The sequence below is a fragment of the Mesorhizobium robiniae genome, from assembly GCF_040545535.1.
Taxonomy (GTDB): Bacteria; Pseudomonadota; Alphaproteobacteria; order Rhizobiales; family Rhizobiaceae; genus Mesorhizobium; species Mesorhizobium robiniae.
The window spans coordinates 594,480-613,496 of sequence record NZ_JBEPMC010000001.1; the positions used below are offsets into that span (position 1 = coordinate 594,480).

The 19,017-nt window shown below is 64.0% G+C and carries 20 protein-coding genes; 13 read left to right on the forward strand and 7 right to left on the reverse strand.

Annotated features, from left to right (window positions below):
* Positions 1 to 15 precede the first annotated feature (15 nt).
* Both ABID19_RS02870 and ABID19_RS02875 read left to right on the forward strand, forming a co-directional pair.
* Positions 16 to 234, forward strand: coding sequence for a hypothetical protein (locus ABID19_RS02870; protein ID WP_023799042.1), 219 nt, complete (start codon positions 16 to 18; stop codon positions 232 to 234).
* A 159-nt stretch (positions 235 to 393) separates the two neighbouring features.
* Positions 394 to 651 (forward strand): DUF982 domain-containing protein, encoded by a 258-nt coding sequence (locus ABID19_RS02875; protein ID WP_352937584.1) that lies wholly within the window; start codon positions 394 to 396, stop codon positions 649 to 651.
* 57 nt (positions 652 to 708) lie between these two features.
* Here the strand turns inward: ABID19_RS02875 and ABID19_RS02880 are convergent, their stop codons facing one another.
* Positions 709 to 978: an usg protein gene (locus ABID19_RS02880; protein WP_354487851.1), complete on the reverse strand. Its 270-nt coding sequence runs from the start codon at positions 976 to 978 to the stop codon at positions 709 to 711.
* A gap of 278 nt (positions 979 to 1,256) precedes the next feature.
* On the opposite strand from ABID19_RS02880, the gene ABID19_RS02885 reads away from it, so the two are divergent.
* The 4 genes from ABID19_RS02885 (at position 1,257) to ABID19_RS02900 (ending at position 4,180) form a co-directional block, all read left to right on the forward strand.
* Entirely contained in the window at positions 1,257 to 1,571 is a 315-nt protein-coding gene (locus tag ABID19_RS02885; RefSeq protein ID WP_354487853.1) for a co-chaperone GroES, read from the forward strand.
* A 51-nt stretch (positions 1,572 to 1,622) separates the two neighbouring features.
* Complete coding sequence (gene groL, locus ABID19_RS02890) at positions 1,623 to 3,254, forward strand: chaperonin GroEL (RefSeq protein ID WP_354487855.1); 1,632 nt, start codon at positions 1,623 to 1,625, stop codon at positions 3,252 to 3,254.
* A gap of 81 nt (positions 3,255 to 3,335) precedes the next feature.
* Positions 3,336 to 3,551 carry a hypothetical protein gene (locus tag ABID19_RS02895; protein WP_354487857.1) on the forward strand — a complete coding sequence of 72 codons (216 nt, stop codon included), beginning with the start codon at positions 3,336 to 3,338 and terminating at the stop codon, positions 3,549 to 3,551.
* Entirely contained in the window at positions 3,548 to 4,180 is a 633-nt protein-coding gene (locus tag ABID19_RS02900; protein ID WP_354487859.1) for a DUF982 domain-containing protein, read from the forward strand. The genes ABID19_RS02895 and ABID19_RS02900 overlap by 4 nt, the downstream gene beginning before the upstream one ends.
* A 42-nt stretch (positions 4,181 to 4,222) precedes the next feature.
* On the opposite strand, the gene ABID19_RS02905 is transcribed toward ABID19_RS02900, so the two are convergent.
* The 6 genes from ABID19_RS02905 to ABID19_RS02930 form a co-directional block, all read right to left on the reverse strand.
* The gene (locus ABID19_RS02905) at positions 4,223 to 4,720 is read right to left on the reverse strand and encodes a GNAT family N-acetyltransferase (RefSeq protein WP_354487861.1); all 498 of its coding nucleotides are present in this window, start codon (positions 4,718 to 4,720) and stop codon (positions 4,223 to 4,225) included.
* Positions 4,721 to 4,767: 47 nt separating this feature from the next.
* Positions 4,768 to 5,784, reverse strand: a complete 1,017-nt coding sequence (locus ABID19_RS02910; protein ID WP_354487863.1) for an ABC transporter permease — start codon at positions 5,782 to 5,784, stop codon at positions 4,768 to 4,770.
* Positions 5,781 to 7,373, reverse strand: a complete 1,593-nt coding sequence (locus tag ABID19_RS02915) for a sugar ABC transporter ATP-binding protein (protein ID WP_354487865.1) — start codon at positions 7,371 to 7,373, stop codon at positions 5,781 to 5,783. Before ABID19_RS02915 ends, ABID19_RS02910 begins: the two co-directional genes overlap by 4 nt.
* A gap of 245 nt (positions 7,374 to 7,618) precedes the next feature.
* Positions 7,619 to 8,569 (reverse strand): substrate-binding domain-containing protein, encoded by a 951-nt coding sequence (locus tag ABID19_RS02920; protein ID WP_354487867.1) that lies wholly within the window; start codon positions 8,567 to 8,569, stop codon positions 7,619 to 7,621.
* A gap of 241 nt (positions 8,570 to 8,810) precedes the next feature.
* On the reverse strand, positions 8,811 to 9,818 hold the full coding sequence (locus ABID19_RS02925; protein WP_354487869.1) for an aldo/keto reductase: 1,008 nt from the start codon (positions 9,816 to 9,818) through the stop codon (positions 8,811 to 8,813).
* Positions 9,819 to 9,942: 124 nt separating this feature from the next.
* The gene (locus ABID19_RS02930) at positions 9,943 to 10,908 is read right to left on the reverse strand and encodes a LysR family transcriptional regulator (RefSeq protein WP_354487871.1); all 966 of its coding nucleotides are present in this window, start codon (positions 10,906 to 10,908) and stop codon (positions 9,943 to 9,945) included.
* Positions 10,909 to 11,042: 134 nt separating this feature from the next.
* Here ABID19_RS02930 and ABID19_RS02935 point away from each other — a divergent pair, with 134 nt between their 5' ends.
* The 7 genes from ABID19_RS02935 (at position 11,043) to ABID19_RS02965 (ending at position 19,016) form a co-directional block, all read left to right on the forward strand.
* On the forward strand, positions 11,043 to 12,476 hold the full coding sequence (locus ABID19_RS02935) for an amidase (RefSeq protein WP_354487873.1): 1,434 nt from the start codon (positions 11,043 to 11,045) through the stop codon (positions 12,474 to 12,476).
* 55 nt (positions 12,477 to 12,531) lie between these two features.
* Positions 12,532 to 13,827, forward strand: a complete 1,296-nt coding sequence (locus tag ABID19_RS02940) for an ABC transporter substrate-binding protein (protein ID WP_354487875.1) — start codon at positions 12,532 to 12,534, stop codon at positions 13,825 to 13,827.
* A gap of 84 nt (positions 13,828 to 13,911) precedes the next feature.
* Positions 13,912 to 14,730, forward strand: a complete 819-nt coding sequence (locus ABID19_RS02945) for an ABC transporter ATP-binding protein (protein WP_354487877.1) — start codon at positions 13,912 to 13,914, stop codon at positions 14,728 to 14,730.
* The gene (locus ABID19_RS02950) at positions 14,727 to 15,455 is read left to right on the forward strand and encodes an ABC transporter ATP-binding protein (protein ID WP_292626057.1); all 729 of its coding nucleotides are present in this window, start codon (positions 14,727 to 14,729) and stop codon (positions 15,453 to 15,455) included. The genes ABID19_RS02945 and ABID19_RS02950 overlap by 4 nt, the downstream gene beginning before the upstream one ends.
* 4 nt (positions 15,456 to 15,459) lie before the next feature.
* Positions 15,460 to 16,347 carry a branched-chain amino acid ABC transporter permease gene (locus tag ABID19_RS02955; RefSeq protein WP_354487878.1) on the forward strand — a complete coding sequence of 296 codons (888 nt, stop codon included), beginning with the start codon at positions 15,460 to 15,462 and terminating at the stop codon, positions 16,345 to 16,347.
* 7 nt (positions 16,348 to 16,354) lie between these two features.
* Positions 16,355 to 17,422, forward strand: coding sequence for a branched-chain amino acid ABC transporter permease (locus tag ABID19_RS02960; protein WP_354487880.1), 1,068 nt, complete (start codon positions 16,355 to 16,357; stop codon positions 17,420 to 17,422).
* Positions 17,423 to 17,432: 10 nt separating this feature from the next.
* Complete coding sequence (locus ABID19_RS02965) at positions 17,433 to 19,016, forward strand: GMC family oxidoreductase (RefSeq protein ID WP_354487882.1); 1,584 nt, start codon at positions 17,433 to 17,435, stop codon at positions 19,014 to 19,016.
* Position 19,017: the final 1 nt, after the last annotated feature.

Sequence of the window (19,017 nt, forward strand, 5' to 3'; positions counted from 1 at the left end):
CGCATGGAGGATATCATGACCATGACACGCGACGACATCATTTCGGTGCTGGGACCGGTGGACGACGCCGTCATCGCCGACATCGCCTCGACCGGCGCGACGATCGAGGAGTTGCGCGAGGCCTTTGCGTGGGTCGGTGCCGATGAGGCGCTGGTGAACGAGGGCCGCCCTCTGCCGTCGGCAAGGGTGGCGACGCTGATCGGGCTTCTTGAACCGCCTGATGACGACATATAGCCGGCCGTTGCGGCGGGCAGGGGAGGCAGGGATTGGGCAGGGAGATCTTGAAGCGCGCGGGCAGACGAACCATCTCGTCCACCGGCGCCGATCGGACATCGGCCGCCTCCTGCTTATTCGAGCATGTTGCTTGCTCTAAACAGAAAGAAGGAGGAAGTGATGAACGACGTCCCATTTTCCGAGCCGATCACGCTCAAGCTGCAATCCGTCGGAGAGCGCAAGGTCGCCAGCAGCTGGGAAGCCATCGAATGTATGCAGCAATGGCCGGAACGGGCGCGCGGCCGGAGCTGGCGCGCAGCCTATCGCGCCTGCCGCGACGCGCTCGACGGTTGGCGCACCGCCCGCGAAGCCCGCACCGCCTTCGTCAAGGCGGCCCGCACGGCCGGACTGCTTGTCAGGGGACGTAAATCCACCTGAACGGCCGTTGCGCGTAGCAGCGGTGCGGATAACAGCCTTCCCTCAGCCCCACCGGTATCAATGAAGCGTAATGACGCCGTCCACCGCCCGCCATTCGGAGGGCTGGATCAGACGGTGATGGGCGACGCGCACGGAATGCAGCGGACCTTCGATCTCACGATCCCAATAGTCGAGGAAATCCTTCAGCGTCGGGAAGTCTGGGGCGAGGTCGTATTCCTGCCAGACGTAGAGTTGCAGCAGGCTTGGATGATCGGGCAGATGGTAGTGGATCTCGGCCGTGGTGAGGCCAAAGCCCTGCATCTGAAGCTGAAAATCCCTGCTGGTCATGTGATGCTTTCCTTTCGAATGAAATCTAGGTCCGAAAAAAACGCTACGGCTCCACATAGGTTCCGGCCGGCGCGGATGTGCCAGCAATTACAGGGCGTTGGCACTCTCATCAGGTGAGTGCTAAAATTTTTTCGCGATCCTCTTGAAACGCTAAAACGGCAAAACTAGTTCGTATGCGCGCGATGCCTGAGCAAGGGTCGCGCACCCTGCGCCGGACCGATATTGCCGGTCTGGCCTGGAGGGCCTTCGAAAACCTGTTTGTCCAAGAGGAGAACAACATGACGTTCCGTCCGTTGCATGACCGTATCCTGGTCCGCCGCATCGAGGTCGACGAGAAGACCGCCGGCGGCATCATCATTCCTGACACTGCCAAGGAGAAGCCGCAGGAAGGCGAAGTCATCGCTGCTGGTCCCGGCGCGCGCGACGATAGCGGCCAGTTGCAGCCGCTCGACGTCAAGGTCGGTGATCGTATCCTGTTCGGTAAGTGGTCGGGCACTGAGATCAAGCTCAATGGCGAGGACCTGCTCATCATGAAGGAAAGCGACGTGCTGGGCGTGATCGAAGCTGCTGGCGAATTGAAGAAGGCCGCCTGAGCGGGGCCATAATCAGTCAAAGAAAAGCTGCCTATTTGAAGGAGTTATCCAATGGCTGCCAAGGACGTGAAATTTCATACCGAAGCTCGCGAAAAGATGTTGCGCGGCGTCGATATCCTCGCCAACGCGGTGAAGGTGACGCTCGGCCCCAAGGGCCGCAACGTCGTCATCGACAAGTCGTTCGGCGCCCCGCGCATCACCAAGGACGGCGTCACCGTCGCCAAGGAAATCGAGCTGGAGGACAAGTTCGAGAACATGGGCGCACAGATGGTGCGCGAAGTGGCTTCGAAGACCAACGATCTCGCCGGCGACGGCACCACGACGGCGACCGTACTTGCCCAGGCGATCGTTAGGGAAGGCGCGAAGGCCGTGGCCTCGGGCATGAACCCGATGGACCTGAAGCGCGGCATCGACAAGGCGGTCGACGCCGTCGTCGCCGAGCTCAAGGCCAATGCCCGCAAGGTGACCAGGAACGATGAGATTGCCCAGGTGGGCACTATCTCAGCCAATGGCGACGCCGAGATCGGCCGTTTCCTGGCCGAGGCGATGGAAAAGGTCGGCAACGAGGGCGTCATCACCGTCGAGGAAGCCAAGACCGCCGAGACCGAGCTCGAAGTGGTCGAGGGCATGCAGTTCGACCGCGGCTATCTCTCGCCTTACTTCATCACCAACCAGGACAAGATGCGCGTCGAGCTCGATGAGCCCTATGTGCTGATCCACGAGAAGAAGCTGTCCAACCTGCAGGCGCTGCTTCCCGTGCTGGAGGCGGTTGTCCAGTCCTCCAAGCCGCTGCTGATCATCGCCGAGGATGTCGAAGGCGAGGCGCTGGCGACGCTGGTGGTCAACAAGCTGCGCGGCGGCCTGAAGGTAGCAGCCGTCAAGGCGCCGGGCTTCGGTGACCGCCGCAAGGCGATGCTGGAAGACATCGCCATCCTGACGGGCGGCACAGCAATCAGCGAGGATCTCGGCATCAAGCTCGAAAACGTCACGCTGGAGATGCTCGGCCGCGCCAAGAAGGTGGTGATCGAGAAAGAGAATACCACGGTCGTTGACGGCGCCGGCCGCAAGGACGAGATCCAGGGACGCATCACCCAGATCAAGGCGCAGATCGAGGAGACCACCTCCGACTATGACCGCGAAAAGCTGCAGGAGCGGTTGGCCAAGCTCGCCGGCGGCGTGGCCGTCATCCGGGTCGGCGGCTCGACCGAGGTAGAGGTCAAGGAGCGCAAGGACCGCGTCGATGATGCCATGCACGCCACCCGCGCCGCGGTTGAGGAAGGCATACTACCGGGCGGCGGCGTAGCGTTGCTCAGGGCGGCGAAGGCGCTCGATAACGTCCCCGTCGACAATTCCGACCAGAAGACCGGCGTCGAGATCGTGCGTCGTGCGATCGAGCAGCCGGTGCGCCAGATCGCCGAGAATGCCGGTGCGGAAGGCTCTATCATCGTTGGCAAATTGCGCGAGAAAACCGAATTCGGCTATGGCTGGAACGCTCAGACCAACGAGTTCGGCGACCTCTACGGCCAGGGCGTCATCGACCCGGCCAAGGTGGTGCGCGCCGCTCTGCAGGACGCCGCGTCGGTAGCCGGCCTGCTGGTGACCACCGAGGCGATGGTGGCTGAGAAGCCGAAGAAGGAAGCGGCTGCTCCGGCGATGCCCGCCGGCGCCGGCATGGATTTCTGACGCCGGGCTTCTGAGGACAATGGCCGTGCCCGCCGATGCGAGGGCGGGCACGGCCGTGCCCGACTATATGCAGGTGTTGCCATGGACATGATGAACAGTTTTGGAAAGATCGCCGCGCCGACCCTTCCCAGGACCGATTTCAACTATGAAACGGAGTGCAAGACGGCGCTGGCGCCGCTTGTCGACGGATTGCTGGATGCGGTCGAGTCGGCCGGCTGGGACCGTCGCAAGGCGGCCTACACGCTGATGTTCCTGTCGGCCCAGCGATTGGGAGCCGGCAAGGAGGATCGCAAATGATTGCTGCGCGGATGCGTGAGTGTCTGCGCCTGCTGAGGTGGTCGGAAGCCGATTTCGCCGAAGAGGCGGGCTATCCGGTCGCCAAGGCAAAGGCCTGGCTCTACGGGCGTGAACATCCGCCCCTTGTCGTGGTGGCCTGGCTGGAGACGCTGGCCAAGGTGCACCGGCTGCTGCCACGGCCGAGTATGCCGCAGCCGGCCGTATTGCATTCGCTGATCGGCGCTATCATCCCGCAGGCCGCTCTCGAGGATCGCAGCGGCCGGCCAGTTGGGCCGGGAAAGGCGCCAGTTGAGCTTCCAAAGGAGAGTGTCATGGATCGTTCTTCTTTTGAAAAGCCGGTCACCATCCTTACCGGCCTCGGCACACCGACCAAGATAGAAAGCGCGGCTGAAGCCTATGCGCTGCTTGCCGACTGGCCGTCGGCAAGCCGGACGGCCGCGCATGACATCGCCGCAAAGGCTTGCCGGGCTGCAATGGACGGAGAGATCGATGCCGAGACGGCGCGGGCGACCTTCGTGGCGTTTGCCCGCCGCAACGATCTTCTCGCGCCGCAGACCAGTTCTACGGTTGCGAGCGGGACGGTTGTCGATTGGGCGACCCGTTCGCAGCGCGTCAATGCACCGACGTAAGTGGAAGACGAGGCGCGCCGAGCGCGGAACCATGCGTCTGACCTAAGCCCGTGGCAGCGGCCTGCGCATGATGAATGACGCATGGCCTTCCACGCCGTGAGACGCGGGCCTGCGCTCGACCACTTCGAACCCGTGCTTGCGATAGAAGGCCAGTGCCCGGTCGTTTCCCTCGATCACTTCTAGGGCGATGCTGGGGATGCCCGAATGGGCGGCAAAGACAGCGTGCAGCATATCGGCGGCCAGCCCCGTGCCGAACTCGCTCTTGTCGATGTGGAGCCGGTCAAGAATGACGTCGCCGGTTTCGTCCATTTCGGCCATCGCGTAGCCGGCAATCGAGCCGTCCGGCCGTTCCGCGACGAACGACATCTTGTTGTCGTCGGCCAGTTCCGCCGCGATCTTTTGCGGCGCGTGACGGCCGTCCGAGATGCGTGCCGTGGTCTCGGCGCCCATGATTGGCGAATAGGTGCGGCGCCAGGACTCGCCAAGGAGCTGCGATACCGACGGCACGTCCTGTTCGGTCATGGTTCTGATCTGGGTCATCGCTACCTCCCCGGCAGTCTAGTACATCGCAGCCTGCGCTCCTCGGATCACCGCCTCACCCGCGATTTCAGCCAGCGGTCGAAGGCTACCGCGAGGATGAGGATAAGGCCGATGACGATGCTTTGGGTGTAGGACGAGACGTTGTTGAACTGCAGCCCGTTCTGCAGCACGCCAATCAGTGCCGCGCCCACCACCGTGCCGCCGACCGAGCCAATGCCGCCGAACAGCGAAGTGCCGCCGATGACGACGGCCGAGATCACCGTCAGCTCGTAGCCGATGCCGGCGACGGCTTCCGAGGAATTGAGCCTGGCCGACAGCACGAAGGCGGCGAGGCCGGCGAAGAAGCCGACGATGACATAGACCGAGATCAGGATGCGGTCGACGCGCAGGCCGGACAGCCTTGCTGCCTCGGCGTTGCCGCCGACGGCGTATACGGCGCGGCCGTAGCGCGTGTAGCGCAGCACGATGTGGCAGAGGATCGCGGCAATCGCGAAAATGATCGCCGGCACCGGAACCGGGCCGATCAGGCCGGTGCCGAACCAGCGCATCGAGGCATCGAAGCCCGAGATCGGGCCGCCATTGGAGATCGTCAGCGTCAGGCCGCGAAACACGGTGAGACCGCCGAGCGTGACGACGAAAGGCGGCACCTTCAGCCTGGTGATGGCGAAGCCCTGGACGCCGCCAGCCAGCGCCCCGACGACAACAGCGGCCAGAAGGGCGGCGAACCAGCCGTAGCCTTGCGCACCTGATGTCGACAGCGACAGCGTGTTGGCGGTGCCGCCTTTGGCCACCACCGCCGCGACCATGCCGCAGAATGCCAGCAGCGAGCCGACCGACAGGTCGATGCCGGCGGTGAGGATGACGAAGGTCATGCCGAGCGCGATCAGCCCGGTGATCGAGATCTGCCGCATGATGTTGAAGATGTTGATGGGGTCGATGAAGCTCGGCTTCAGCACGGTGAAAACGACGATCAGCAGCGCCAGGAACATCAGCGGGCCGAAGCTCATCAGCAGGCGCGCGACATTGATGCCGCTGCGCTGGCTCGGTTCGGTGGTGCTGGTCATTGCATTGCTTCCTGATTCTGGGCTTCCTGCGTTTGGTCGAGCGCCATCAGTTCCATCAGTTTTTCCTCTGTCGCCTCGATGCCGGGCATCTCGCCGGTGATGCGCCCGCGCCGCATGGTGACGATCCTGTCCGACACGGCAAGCACCTCGGGCAATTCCGAAGAGATCATCATGATGGCAATGCCGCGCGCCGCGAGCTGCACCAGGATCTGATGCACCTCGGCCTTGGCGCCGACATCGACGCCGCGCGTTGGTTCGTCCACAATCAGCACCTTGGGGTCGCGCGCCAGCCAGCGGGCAAGGATGACCTTCTGCTGGTTGCCGCCGGACAGTCCCTCTATCGGCTGCTCGGGTGAGGCCATGCGGATTGACAGCGTCTTGCGGTAGCTTGCCAGCGCTTCGCGCTCGCGGCGCTCGGTCATGAAGCCGGTGGCGTTGGAGTAGCGGCCGAGTGCGGCGATCGAAAAATTGGTCAGGATGCCAAGCGCGGCAAAGATCGCCTGATGCTTGCGGTCTTCCGGCACCAGGCCGATGCCGAGCGCGATGGCGTCGGCGGGCGATGCTGGCGCGATCGGCTTGCCGTCCAGCGTGATGGTGCCGGCGGCGATGCGGTCGGCGCCGAAGATGGCGCGGGCGAGCTCAGTGCGGCCGGAGCCGACGAGGCCGGCGACACCGAGTATCTCGCCTGCCTTGAGATCGAGGTCGACGCCTTCGAGCACAATGGCGTGTGGCGCCTGCGGATCGCGCACCGTGCGCAGACCGCGTACGGAAAGCCTGACGTCGCCGGCAACGTCGCGCTGCGTCGGCCTGGCATAAAGCTCGGATGCGGCGCGGCCGACCATCTTCTCGATGATCTTCGGCAGCTTGATCGGCCCGCCATCGCGGTCGAGATGGCCGGCCAGCCTGCCATCGCGCAGCACCGTCATGCGGTCGCAGATGGCGGAGGCTTCTTCCAGCCGGTGGGTGACGAACATGATGGCGACGCCATCCTTGCGCAGCCGATCCATGATCGACATCAGCTTCTGCACTTCGGTTTCGGTCAACGCCGAGGTCGGCTCGTCCATGATGATAAGACGGCTTTTCAGCGACAGCGCGCGGGCGATCTCGACCAGCTGCTGCTCGGCGACCGACAGCGCCGACACCGGCGTCGCCGGATCGAGGTCCAGACCGACCCGGGCAATGATGCCGCGGGAGTCTTCCTCCATCTTGCGCCAACTGACCAGGCCGAGCGGACCGAGCGGCGCGCGGCCGATAAAAATGTTCTCCGCTACCGTCAGCGTCGGGATCAGGCTCAGTTCCTGGTAGATGGTGACGATGCCGAGGCGCTTGGCATCCTGCGGGTTGTGCGGATTGAATTCGACGCCGTCGAAAACGATGCGGCCGCTGCTAGGCGGCATCACGCCGGACAGGATCTTGAGCAGCGTCGACTTGCCGGCGCCGTTCTCGCCGAGCAGGCCGAGGATTTCGCCGGGCCGAACCTCGAGCGAGACGTCGCTGAGTGCGGTCACGCCGGCAAAGTGCTTGGTCACGCCCTCGACGGCGAGAAGGGCGGGAGGTTGCGATGGCGCATTGGCTTCGGCTGGAGACAAAGGTTGCTCCTTGAATTCCGATTCATACGCAGGCCGGCGGGACAGCGCCCCCCTCTGTCCTGCCGGACATCTCCCCCACAAGGGGGGAGATTGGACGTCACCTTGGTTTTCGCCAATCTCCTGCGTTGCAGAAAAGGCGCCATCGGCGAAGCTGCCGATCTCCCCCCAAGTGGGGGAGATGCCCGGTAGGGCAGAGGGGGGCGCGACAGAACGCTACTTTTGCTGCTGCGCGCACTTTGTGTTCCCTACTTCGTCTCGCCAAGCCTTTCAGCCTTGTCGAGATTGTCCTTGCCGATGACGATCGGCGTCAAGAGCACGAGCTTTTCCTTTGGCTCGGTCTTGTCCTTGGCGTAAGCGACCGCGATCTGCACCGCGGTGCGCGACTGCTCGCCGGGGAACTGTTCGACCGTGCCGGCCAGCTTGCCGTCGCGCACGGCGACCAGCGCTTCGGGAAGCGCATCGAAGCCGTAGATCTTGACGTCGGTGAAGTTGCGCGCCGCGCACGCTTCAACGGCGCCGAGCGCCATGTCGTCGTTGGCGCAGATGATCGCGTCGGGCTTGCCGTTGGCGGCAAGGCCGGCCTCGGTGACGGAGAGCGCCTCGGCGCGGGCGAAGTTGGCGGTCTGCTCGAAGACGATCTGGTATTTGTCCTTCAGCGGATCGAGAACGTTGTGCACGCCCTTGTTGCGGTCGATCGCCGGACCGGCGCCTGGCTGGCCCTGCAAATGGAAGATCTTTGCGCCGTTCGGGAACGCCGCCACCATGGCCTGCGCCTCGGCCTCGCCGCCCTTGACATTGTCGGCGCCGACATGGGCCAGGATGCCTTCGACGCCGTCGACGCGGCGGTCGATGGTGACGACGGGAATGCCGGCCTGGACCGCCTGCTCGATGGCCGGGGCCAACGCGTTGACGTCGAGCGGCGAGATGACGATGGCGTTGACCTTCTGCACGAGCGCCGCCTCGATATCGGCGGTCTGTTTGGGTGCCGAATTCTGGCCGTCGCTCTCGGTCAGGTTGACGCCTTGCGCCTGCGCCTCCGCCTTGATCTGGTTCAGCATGTGAACGAAGAACGGAAAGCCGAGGCTCGGCACCGAACCCAGGATGGTCAGCTTGTCCTGGGCAAAAGCCAGTTGCGGAGCGGCCAGCCCCAATGTGCCTATCGCCACGGACGACAGCAGGAACTCACGTCTGTTCATCAATTTGGTATCCTCCACCATGAGCGCACGACCCCGAAAACCGGAATGAGTCTCCGGCAGGTTCATGCGTCGATCTAGAAATGGAGTGTCTTTGAGCGCCCAAGGGGACGCAACGGCGCTCCAGCCGGTCCACCGCGACGTTCTCCTCCGCTCGGTGCCTGCGGGCGGATGCTAGCCAAGGCCGGAGGTTTGCGCAAGAACGGGTGGGGTTTGCCTTTTCCCTTGCGGGAGAAGGCAAGAGCTACCTATCGATCATCGCCATGACGCGTTCGTTGTCGCGCCGGCCGGCGACCTTGCCCGGCGCCAGCGCGTCGTCGAGCGCCTGCATTACGGCGTGGTCGAGCTTGATCGCCGCAGCGGCGACGTTCTCTTCGAGGTATTTTCTGCGCTTGGTGCCGGGGATCGGCACGATGTCCAACCCGAAGTCGCTGCCCTTGTGCAGCAGCCAGCCCAGTGCGATCTGGCCCGGCTTGGCGCCTTTGGCCGTGGCGATGTCACGGACAATTCCGGCCGCCTTCACATTGGCTTCGTAGTTAGTGCCCTGGTAGCGCGGATCGCCGCGGCGAAAATCGCCTTCCGGGTAATCTTCGGCGCGCTTGACATCGCCGGCGAGAAAGCCCCGGCCAAGCGGCGCGAACGGCACCAGGCCGATGCCGAGTTCGCTGAGCAGCGGGATGATCTCCGGTTCCAGATTGCGTTCCCACAACGAATATTCGCTCTGCACCGCCGACACCGGATGCACGGCATGCGCGCGGCGGATGTTGGCCACACCGGCCTCCGACAGGCCGAAGAAGCGCACCTTGCCCTCAGCGATCAGCTCGCCGACAGCGCCCGCCACATCCTCGATCGGTACCGCCGGGTCGATGCGGTGCTGGTAGAGCAGATCGATATGGTCGGTGGCGAGCCGGCTGAGCGAGCCTTCGACCGCCTCCCGGATATGCTCGGGCCGGCTGTTGCGGTCGGTGCCGATTTGCTTGCCGTTTTCGATGCGGAAGCCGAACTTGGTGGCGATCGTCACCTCGTCGCGCCGGCCCTTCAGCGCGCGGCCGAGCAGTTCCTCATTGGTGTGAGGGCCATAGACTTCCGCCGTATCGAGGAAGGTGCAGCCGAGCTCGATGGCACGGTGCAGCGTGGCGATCGATTCCGCCTCGTCGGCCGGACCGTAGGATTGGCTCATGCCCATGCAGCCGAGGCCGATCACCGATACCTGCAACCCCTGGCTGCCCAGCTTGCGTGTGCCCAAGGTCATGGATGAGATCTCCGGATAATGTCAGGGTTCGTGTGCGTCAGGACGATATAGAGCGTTCGCTCAGTTTCTACAGGCGCCCGGCTGTGGGCCAATCGCACGATCGCGTGAGCCGAGGAGGATACCGTCAGCCTTTCCTGGCAACCAGCAGCAAAGGCTCGCGCTCCGGGGTCGTCACCGAAAAGCCGGACGGGCCGACCGTGTCGAAGAAGCGGTGGAATATGTCGATGAAGACCCGCACGAAGAGCGGCTTTGCCGAACCGTACATGTCGGCGACGATCAGTGTCGGTGGCGGCAGTTCGTCGAAGATCGGTTTTCGAACGATCTCGTCGCCATCGGCGGTGGCCCGGCCGATCGGTCGCATGTTCAAAATGGCCATGCCGAAGCCCGAGGCGACGGCCGAACGGACCGTCTCGTAGGAGCGCGTGCGAAAGCGCACCTCTGGTCGTTTGGCCAGCACGTCAAACAAGGTCAGGAGATAGGTTGCGGTGTGCGGCAGATCGAGCAGGACCAGCGGCCGCTCCGCCAGTTCCGCCAGCCAGATACCGTCGCGCGCGGCGAGGGGATCATCCGCATTGAGCATGGCGTGCGCCGGCACCTTGCAGATGCGGGTGACGCTGTCGATACCGATCGGCCCGATGTCGTAGAGAATGGCCAGGTCGATCTGACCGGCGACAAGCCGTTCCTGCAGCTGGACTTGGTCGGCCTCGACCAGGTCGATCTCGACATCGCCGACGCTGTCGAGATAGCCGCGCAGCATTTCCGGCATGAACAGCGCCCCGAACGGCTCGAAACAGCCGATGCGCAGGACTTTCGGCACGCGGCCGCTGAGATCGCCGATGGAACGGTTGAACTCTGTTTCCGCCGCCAGCATGACGCGGGCGGCGGCGACGAAGCGTTGGCCGGCCGGCGTGATGGAGACGCCGCGCGCCGGCCGCCGGTCGAAAATACGCGCGCCCATCTCGGCCTCGGCAACCGTGATCGCCGCCAGAATGGAGGATTGCGAGATGTAGAGCGACTTGGAGGCCGCCAGCACGCTGCCGAGGCGAGCGACCTCGCAGACATAGCGCAGCTGGCGGATCGTCAGGTTCATCACAGGCCACTATTACATTTAATAGCGCATGTTACTCACAATAATACATTTTGTGGAAGTGAAGATACGCGCCAAACTGCCTCTGCTGACAAGGCTGCCACGAGAGCGGCCATGGAACGAGGGGTTCGCACTGCATGCCGAATGGGATCTCTCCCATTGCCGACGCCGATGATCTGTGCCGCCTGAGCGCCGCGGAACTCAACGCCGCTTATCGCACGGGTGCGCTGTCGCCGGTCGAGGTGACGATGGCGGCGCTTGCCCGCGCCGAAGCGATCAATCCGCTTTTCAACGCCTTCACCATGATCGACCGCAAGGCTGCGATCGACGCCGCCGGCGCTTCCGAGAAACGCTGGCGGACAGGCGAGCCACAATCGGCCGCGGACGGGATACCGACGACACTGAAGGACATCGTCTGGGTCGAAGGCTGGGGCGTTCGCTATGGCAGCAGGACCACGTCGGCTGCGCCTTGCGACAGGGACGCGCCCGCCGTTGCCCTGCTGCGCCGAGCGGGCGCTGTCTTCATTGGACAGACGACGACGCCCGAATTCGGCTGGAAGGCGATCACCGACAGCGGACTTTGCGGGATTACGCGCAATCCCTGGAATGCCGACAAGACGCCGGGCGGTTCTTCCGGCGGCGCGGCGGTGGCGGCCGCCACCGGAGCCGGCGTCTTCCACCTCGGCACCGATGGCGGCGGGTCGATCCGTATCCCGGCCTCCTTCACCGGTATCGCCGGGCTGAAGCCGACCTTCGGCCGCGTGCCGGCCTATCCGTCGAGCGCGTTTGGAACCGTCGCCCATATCGGGCCGATGGCACGGAGTGCCGCCGATCTTTCTGCAATGGCGGAGGCGATGTCCGGCCGCGACCTCAGCGACTGGCAGCAGGGCGCGGGAACGCTGACGCCGCTCGGGCGGATCGAGGCGACGCTGGAAGGCGCCCGGATCGGCTATTGGTCGAAGCCGCCATCCGGCGTGCTGGATGGCGAGATTGCCGCGACGATTTCGCAGGCGCTGGGGCATTTCGAGAGGTTCGGCGCAACCGTCGACGCGGTGGACCTTTCGGGCGGCGATCTTCTCGGTCTTTTCCAACACCACTGGTTCACCGGCGCCGCTGCGCGTCTGGCGCTGATCCCTGAGAACGAACGGGCAGGCATCGATCCGGGTTTCCTGGAGATCGCCCGGGCCGGGGCGGCGTTCGATGCCAAGGCACTGGTTGCCGCACAGTTACAGCGCGGCGAATTCGGCGCCGCCATGGACCGTCTGCTCGACACCTACGACTTCATCGTTTCGCCGGGGACATCGGTTCCGGCCTTCGATGTCGGGCTTGAAGTTCCCTCGGGCAGCGGCCTGTCGCGCTGGACCGAATGGGCGGCGTTCAGCTATCCAATCAATCTCAGTCAGCAACCGGCCTGCGTCATCCCCTGCGGCATGACGGCGGCGGGCCTGCCGGTCGGCTTCCAGATCATCGGCGCGCGCGGCGATGATGCCCGCGTGCTTTCGGCGGCGGCCGACCTGGAAGCCGCATTTCGGCCGCTGACGCAAACGTTTGGCCTGAAGGATGTCGCCTGACCCGTTTCGTATGAAGAACAGACCATAACCGACGACAAAAAAGGGGAATTTTGCCATGATCAACAGACGTGCAATGCTGCAAGGGGTGGTCGGCGCGGGAGCTGGCGCTGCTCTTCTTGCCGACATGAACAATGCGGCGATGGCCCAGGACGCCACCCCCATTCCGGTCGGCTCGGCCCTGCCGATGTCCGGCATCGCCGCCGCCGACGGCATCGAGTTCAAGAACGGCCTCGACCTCGCCGCCGAGGAGATCAACGCGGCAGGCGGCATTCTCGGCCGGCCTGTCGAAATCCACATCGAAGACACCAAGGAAATGGGCGCCGACCTGGTCAGCCAGTCGATGCAGCGCCTGATCGACCGTTTCACGGCCCCGGTCATCATCAACGGCTACAATCTCGGCACCAACATGATCGAGATGGACGTCGCCGCCGACAACGACGTCATCATGATGCACTACAACACGCTGATTTCGCACAATGAGAAGTTCAAGACCGACCCGGCCCGCTACTACAGTTCCTTCCAGGGCGACCCGCCGGAATTCTGGTATGGCCCCGGCTGCCTGAATTTTCTGAAGACGTTGGCCGCGGACGGCAAATGGAAGGCACCGAACAAGAAGATCGCCATCATCCCGTCGGCCAATGAATATTCGATCGTCATCGCCAATGCGATCCGCGACAAGGCCGCCGAATACGGATTCGAGGTCAGCCTGTTCGAGACGGTTCCGTTCCCGACCAACCAGTGGGGTCCGACATTGGCGAAGCTCCGGCAAGATCCGCCGGCGGCGATCCTGGTGACGCATTTCTTGCCGCAGGACCTGGCGCAGTTCATGGTCCAGTTCCTCGCCGAGCCGATCAACAGCCTGATCTACATGCAGTATGGACCGTCGCTGCCGGCGTTCCGCGAGATCGGCGGCGAGACGGTCAACGGCGTCGTCTATTCGACGGTGATCGGTTGCCTGCCTGACGATTTCTCCAAATCGTTCCGCGAGAGCTACCGGGCGAAGTTTGGTCCGAACTCCGCTTACATCACCGGATCGCAGACCTATGACGGCCTGTGGATGTGGGCGCTTGCCGCGGCAATCGCCGGTGGTCCGGGCGAGCCGTTCAACAAGGAGCAGACCACCAAGGTGGCCAACGCCATGAAACGGCTGGTCTATCGCGGGGTCAACGGCACCTACCGGGCCGATCCGGCGGGCCAGTCGGCCTTCTGCTACCCGACGCAGGTGGCGGATCCGTCGCTCGGCATGCCGCACCAGTTCCTGCAGCATCAGGATTACAAGACCGATCCAAAACTGATCGCGCCTGTGCTCTACGCGACGGACGACTTCATCCTGCCGCCATGGATCAAATGAACCGGAGGAGCGGACGCGCCAAACCAGCCGGGTCAGGTGCCCGACTGGTTCCACGAGGTCAAGACGTGATGCCAGAGGCGAAGGATGACTGAGGACGCAGGCCCGATGCTGGTTTGTGACAGCGTCGTCAAACGGTTCGGCTCGCTGGCCGCCGTTGACGGCGTGTCGATGGTGGTCAATCCGGGCGAGATCGTCGGCATTGGCGGGCCGAACGGCGCCGGCAAGACGACCTTCTTCGATGTGGTGACCGGGATTACGCCGGCCAGCGGCGGCCGCGTGCATTTCGGCGACGCGGAGATTTCGACCCTTGGGGCGGACCGCATCTGCCAGCTCGGCATGGCCCGAACCTTTCAGCTCAATGCCGCCTTCGACAGCTTGACTGTTCGCGAAAACATCGAGGTCGCTGCCTATTTCGGCCGGCAGCGGCGCAGGCTTGCCGGCTTTCGCCTGGGCGGGGATGTCCAGCAAGCGACGATGGAGGCTCTGGACTTCGTCGGACTTGCGTCCAAGGCCGAAGAGACCGTGGCGCGGCTGCCGGTGCTCGACCGCAAGCTCCTGATGATCGCCGGTGCCATCGCCACCAAGCCGAAGATGCTGTTCCTCGACGAGCCGGTCGGCGGGCTCAACGTCGCCGAGATCGACCAGATCATGGCGATGGTGCTGAAATTGCGCGACCAGGGACTGACCATCGTGCTGATCGAGCATGTCATGCGATTTCTCCTGGCGCTGTCCAGCCGCGTCATCATCATGCACCACGGCAAGGTGATCTTCGAGGGCAGGCCGGACAAGGTCGCCGAGGACCAGACCGTCGTCGAAACCTATCTGGGGCAAGGCACCCAGAAGCGGCTGAAGAAATTCTTTGACGACCAGGCCGCAACGAAACCGGTCGAGGGGGCGCAATGACGAGTGCAGCCGCCAAACCGCCCGTCCTGCAGCTCGATGCCATCGTCTCCGGCTATGACGGCCTCGAGGTCCTCAAAGGCATTTCGCTGACCGTCCGTGCCGGTGAGTTCGTCACCGTCGTCGGCCCGAACGGTCATGGCAAATCGACGCTTCTCAAGACGATCTCCGGTCTCGTGCCGCTGCGCGGCGGGCAGATCAGCATCGACGGCCGGCGCCTGTCCGGAAAGCCACACGAAACGGCGATGCTGGGCGTCGCCCACGTGCCCCAGGGCGACATGCTGTTTGCGCAGATGAGCGTGCTCGAAAACCTTTTGATGGGCGCCTATCTGGCGCCTGATAAGGCCGAGATCAAGCGCCGGCTGGACGAGGTCTACACGCTTCTGCCGAAGCTCGCCGACCGCCGCGACCAGGTCGCCTCGAGCCTGTCCGGCGGCGAACGGCGCATGGCCGGCATCGGCCGTGGCCTGATGATGGGCGGACGCATCCTGCTGATCGACGAACCCTCGCTCGGCTTGGCGCCGCTGATCATCGATCAGGTCTACGGCGTCATTGCCGAACTAAGCAAAGCCGGCCGGACGATTCTCCTCGTCGAGGAGAACCCGGCGCGGGTCGAGGATCTCGCCGACCGCCTGCATCTGCTCGACGACGGCGCAATCGTCTGGTCGGGCAAGCCCGCCGAACTGATGGCGCGCGACGAGCTCCTCGCAACCTATCTGGGAGGCTGACGCGATGACCGACGTTCTCATGGCCATTCTCGTCGCCGGCTTCACCTCCGGCGCGCTCTATGCGTTGGCGACTGTCGGGCTGTCGCTGGTCTGGGGCTCGATGGGCATGCTGAACATGGCCCATGCGGCAATGCTGACGCTTGGTGGCTACGTCGCCTTCACGGTGATCACCTCGCTCGGCCTGCCGATTGCGATCGGTTTTGCCGGCGCCATTCTCGTGGGCGCCACGGCCGGTGCGATCCTTTATTTTGTGATCGTTCGCAATCTCCTGAAGAACGACAAGTCGACATTCGAAGCCAATGTCATGATAGCCACGGTCGGCATCGGCATTGCGCTGGAGAATGCCATCCTGCTGACCTATGGCGGACAGCCGCTCAAGCAGCCGGTCTCGATCGCCGGCGCCTTCCGCCTGGGGCCGCTGACGCTGCCATGGCAAAACCTTTTGATCATAGCGGTCGTCGTCGTCATGATGGTGGTGGTTTCGCTGGCGCTCGGCCGCACGCGGATGGGTCGTGCAATCCGGGCGACGGCGCAGAACCGCGATGCGGCCCAGCTCATGGGCGTTGCCGTCAACCGCGTCTATCTGCAGGTGCTGATGCTGTCCGGCGCGCTCGCCGGTATCTGCGGCGTCATGGTCTCCTCGATGACGCAATTGTCGCCGCCACTCGGCAACGATCCGATGCTGAAGGCCTTCATCATGTGCGTCGTCGCCGGTCTCGGCAATCTGCCGGGCGCGGTCGCCGCCGCGCTTGGCCTGGCGCTGCTCGAATCCTTCGTCCAGTACGCGCTTGGCGCTCGCTGGGGCTTTCCGTCGCTGCTGTTCGTGGTCATTGCCGTGCTGATCTGGCGACCGTCAGGCCTCTTCGGCCGCGCCGAAATCCGGCGCATGTGAGGGCACCATGACAGACACCGGATCCATGTCGCGCATGTCCCGCTCAGCCAGGACCGATCTTGCCATCAGCCTGGTTCTGATCGCTGCGGCGGTTGCGCTGCCCTTCATGATCGACAGCCGCTACATTCTCGGCCAGATTGTGCTGGCGCTGTTTTATGCAACGATCGCATCGCAGTGGAACCTTTTGTTCGGCTTCTCCGGCATCTTCTCTCTGGCGCAAATGGCGATCTTCGCCTTCGGCGGCTATGCGACGGCGATGTTCTGCTTCTATTTCGGCTGGAACGTCTGGGCAGCGCTTGTGCCCGGCGCGCTCGGTGCGGTGCTGTTCTCGCTCGTCGTCGGCCTGGCCTGCCTGCGGCTGACCGGCGTCTACGTCGCGCTGCTGACGCTGGCGATTGCCCAGACGATGTATCTGCTGATCGTCACCGACACCGAATGCTTCGTCATGGTCGGCTCGGTCTGCCGCCAGTTCACCGGTGGCGCTGTCGGCTTTGCGCGCTTCGGCGATCTTGGCACCAGGGCCTTGCTGAGAGCGCAGTGGCTGGTCGGCAACTATGCGATCATCGCGTTGCTGTTCGGCATCACCATGGTCTTCACCTACGCGATCGTCAAAAGCCCGATCGGGCTTGCCTTCCGGGCGCTCAAGGACAATCCGGGCTATGCGGTGGCGCGTGGCGTCAACCGCTTCCAGGCGCAGCTTCTGGTCTTCGGGATTTCCGCCTTCTTCACCGGGCTGGCCGGCGGTTTCTATGCCGCGCATTTCCAGGCGATCGGCCCCGGCGTGCTGTCGATGTCGCAGCTGATGTTCATCATCGCCATCGTCGTGGTCGGCGGCGTCGGCACGTTCTGGGGACCGCTGGTCGGGACCGTAGTGCTGGTCCTGGCCGACGAGCTGATGCGCGAGAGCGGCGAATTCCGCACGCTCGGCCTCGGCCTGATCATCGCGCTGTCGGTGGTGCTGATGCCGAAGGGATTGGTGGGCCGCTTTGGCAATCTTGTCCGCTGGCTGACGCGCAAGCGCAGCGGCCCAGCGAGCAGCAACATTGTGCAAAGCCCGGCTGCGGCTGGAAAATGAGAGACCGACGATGTTCGACACGATCATAGTGGGTGCCGGCTCGGCCGGCTGTGTGCTGGCAAACCGGCTCAGCGCCGATCCTGCCCGCAAGGTGCTTTTGCTGGAGGCAGGGCGCGAGGCGCCGCTCGCCTCGGACGTGCCGTCGGATTGGCCGACCATGTTCAACACCGCCGTCGATTGGGGCTATTACACCGAGCCGCAGGCCGGCTGCCGCGGCAGGCGGGTGTTCTGGCCGCGCGGCAAGATGATCGGCGGTTCCGGCGCGCTGAACGCGATGATCTATATTCGCGGCCTGCCGTCCGACTATGACGGCTGGGCCGCCATGGGCTGTCCCGGCTGGGCCTGGGAGGACGTGCTGCCCGTGTTCAAGGCCAGCGAAAGCAATGCCGAGCTTGGCAACGATCCGCTGCATGGCGCCAACGGGCCGCTGCATATCGGCAATGTCGGACATGTCGATCCCAACGAGCTCGCCTGGATCGAGGCCTGCAAGGCAGCCGGCTACCAGCACAATCGCGATTTCAACGGCGTCGAGCAGGAAGGCGTCGGCCTCTTCCAGTTCACCATCAAGAACGGCGAACGCTGGGGCACCGGCAAGGCCTATCTGCGCCCAGCGCGGCAACGCCCAAACCTCACCGTCAAAACCGGCGTGCTGGCGACGGGCCTGATCGTCGAGAAGGGCCGGGTCAAAGGCATCCGCTATCTGGTCAACGGCGTGCCGGAGACTGCTTTTGCCGACAGCGAGGTGGTGCTGTCCTCAGGCTCGATCGGCAGCTGCCAGCTGATGCTGCTTTCCGGCATCGGCCCGGCCGACGAACTTAGAGAGATCGGCGTCGATCCTGTCCACGATCTGCCGGGCGTCGGCAAGGATTTGCAGGACCATATCAATATTCCGATCACCTTCTATACAAAGGACAAGATCGGCGTCGGCGCCTGGACCGACGAGACGCTGCAGCGCGATTTTGCGGAATGGCAGACCTCGCGCAGCGGGCCGCGCTCCTCGCCCTGGGTGGCGGCCGGTGGCTTTGTCAGGAGCCGACCGGATGTCGAACCGGACCTGCAGCTTTACGGCGCCATCAGCCCGCATCGCGACTATGTGCGTTTCCTGTCATCGAAGCCCGGCATCACGCTGCACACCACACTGCAGCGGCCGGACAGCCGCGGCGAGATCCGCCTGCGCTCGGCCAATCCCATCGAATATCCGGCGATCGACCCGCGTTACTTCGTCAGCGACGAGGACGGCTCGGATATCGCCACGCTGGTCGAAGGCATCCGCATCAGCCGCCGGATCGCGGCGCAGTCGCCGCTCAAAGAAATGCTGGTCGGCGAAATCACGCCAAGCGCCGAATGCGAAAGCGATGCCGAGATCGCTGAGTACATCCGCGGCCACTGCACGACGCTCTATCACCCGACCAGCACCTGCCGGATGGGCACCGATAAAATGGCTGTCATCGACCCAGCATCAATGAAGGTGCACGGGCTGGAAGGGCTTTGCATCGCCGACGCATCGGTGTTTCCAAAGATGGTCTCGGGCAACACCAACGCGCCGACGATCATGATCGCCGAACGCGCCGCATCGATGATCCTGGGAGGATAGG

What these genes read in the sequence shown, in the direction of transcription:
- ABID19_RS02870 (WP_023799042.1), top strand. Translation starts at nt 16, where the DNA reads ATGACCATGACACGCGACGACATCATTTCGGTGCTGGGACCGGTGGAC.
- ABID19_RS02875 (WP_352937584.1), top strand. Translation starts at nt 394, where the DNA reads ATGAACGACGTCCCATTTTCCGAGCCGATCACGCTCAAGCTGCAATCC.
- ABID19_RS02880 (WP_354487851.1), bottom strand. Translation starts at nt 978, where the DNA reads ATGACCAGCAGGGATTTTCAGCTTCAGATGCAGGGCTTTGGCCTCACC.
- ABID19_RS02885 (WP_354487853.1), top strand. Translation starts at nt 1,257, where the DNA reads ATGACGTTCCGTCCGTTGCATGACCGTATCCTGGTCCGCCGCATCGAG.
- groL (WP_354487855.1), top strand. Translation starts at nt 1,623, where the DNA reads ATGGCTGCCAAGGACGTGAAATTTCATACCGAAGCTCGCGAAAAGATG.
- ABID19_RS02895 (WP_354487857.1), top strand. Translation starts at nt 3,336, where the DNA reads ATGGACATGATGAACAGTTTTGGAAAGATCGCCGCGCCGACCCTTCCC.
- ABID19_RS02900 (WP_354487859.1), top strand. Translation starts at nt 3,548, where the DNA reads ATGATTGCTGCGCGGATGCGTGAGTGTCTGCGCCTGCTGAGGTGGTCG.
- ABID19_RS02905 (WP_354487861.1), bottom strand. Translation starts at nt 4,720, where the DNA reads ATGACCCAGATCAGAACCATGACCGAACAGGACGTGCCGTCGGTATCG.
- ABID19_RS02910 (WP_354487863.1), bottom strand. Translation starts at nt 5,784, where the DNA reads ATGACCAGCACCACCGAACCGAGCCAGCGCAGCGGCATCAATGTCGCG.
- ABID19_RS02920 (WP_354487867.1), bottom strand. Translation starts at nt 8,569, where the DNA reads ATGAACAGACGTGAGTTCCTGCTGTCGTCCGTGGCGATAGGCACATTG.
- ABID19_RS02925 (WP_354487869.1), bottom strand. Translation starts at nt 9,818, where the DNA reads ATGACCTTGGGCACACGCAAGCTGGGCAGCCAGGGGTTGCAGGTATCG.
- ABID19_RS02930 (WP_354487871.1), bottom strand. Translation starts at nt 10,908, where the DNA reads ATGAACCTGACGATCCGCCAGCTGCGCTATGTCTGCGAGGTCGCTCGC.
- ABID19_RS02935 (WP_354487873.1), top strand. Translation starts at nt 11,043, where the DNA reads ATGCCGAATGGGATCTCTCCCATTGCCGACGCCGATGATCTGTGCCGC.
- ABID19_RS02940 (WP_354487875.1), top strand. Translation starts at nt 12,532, where the DNA reads ATGATCAACAGACGTGCAATGCTGCAAGGGGTGGTCGGCGCGGGAGCT.
- ABID19_RS02945 (WP_354487877.1), top strand. Translation starts at nt 13,912, where the DNA reads ATGACTGAGGACGCAGGCCCGATGCTGGTTTGTGACAGCGTCGTCAAA.
- ABID19_RS02950 (WP_292626057.1), top strand. Translation starts at nt 14,727, where the DNA reads ATGACGAGTGCAGCCGCCAAACCGCCCGTCCTGCAGCTCGATGCCATC.
- ABID19_RS02955 (WP_354487878.1), top strand. Translation starts at nt 15,460, where the DNA reads ATGACCGACGTTCTCATGGCCATTCTCGTCGCCGGCTTCACCTCCGGC.
- ABID19_RS02960 (WP_354487880.1), top strand. Translation starts at nt 16,355, where the DNA reads ATGACAGACACCGGATCCATGTCGCGCATGTCCCGCTCAGCCAGGACC.
- ABID19_RS02965 (WP_354487882.1), top strand. Translation starts at nt 17,433, where the DNA reads ATGTTCGACACGATCATAGTGGGTGCCGGCTCGGCCGGCTGTGTGCTG.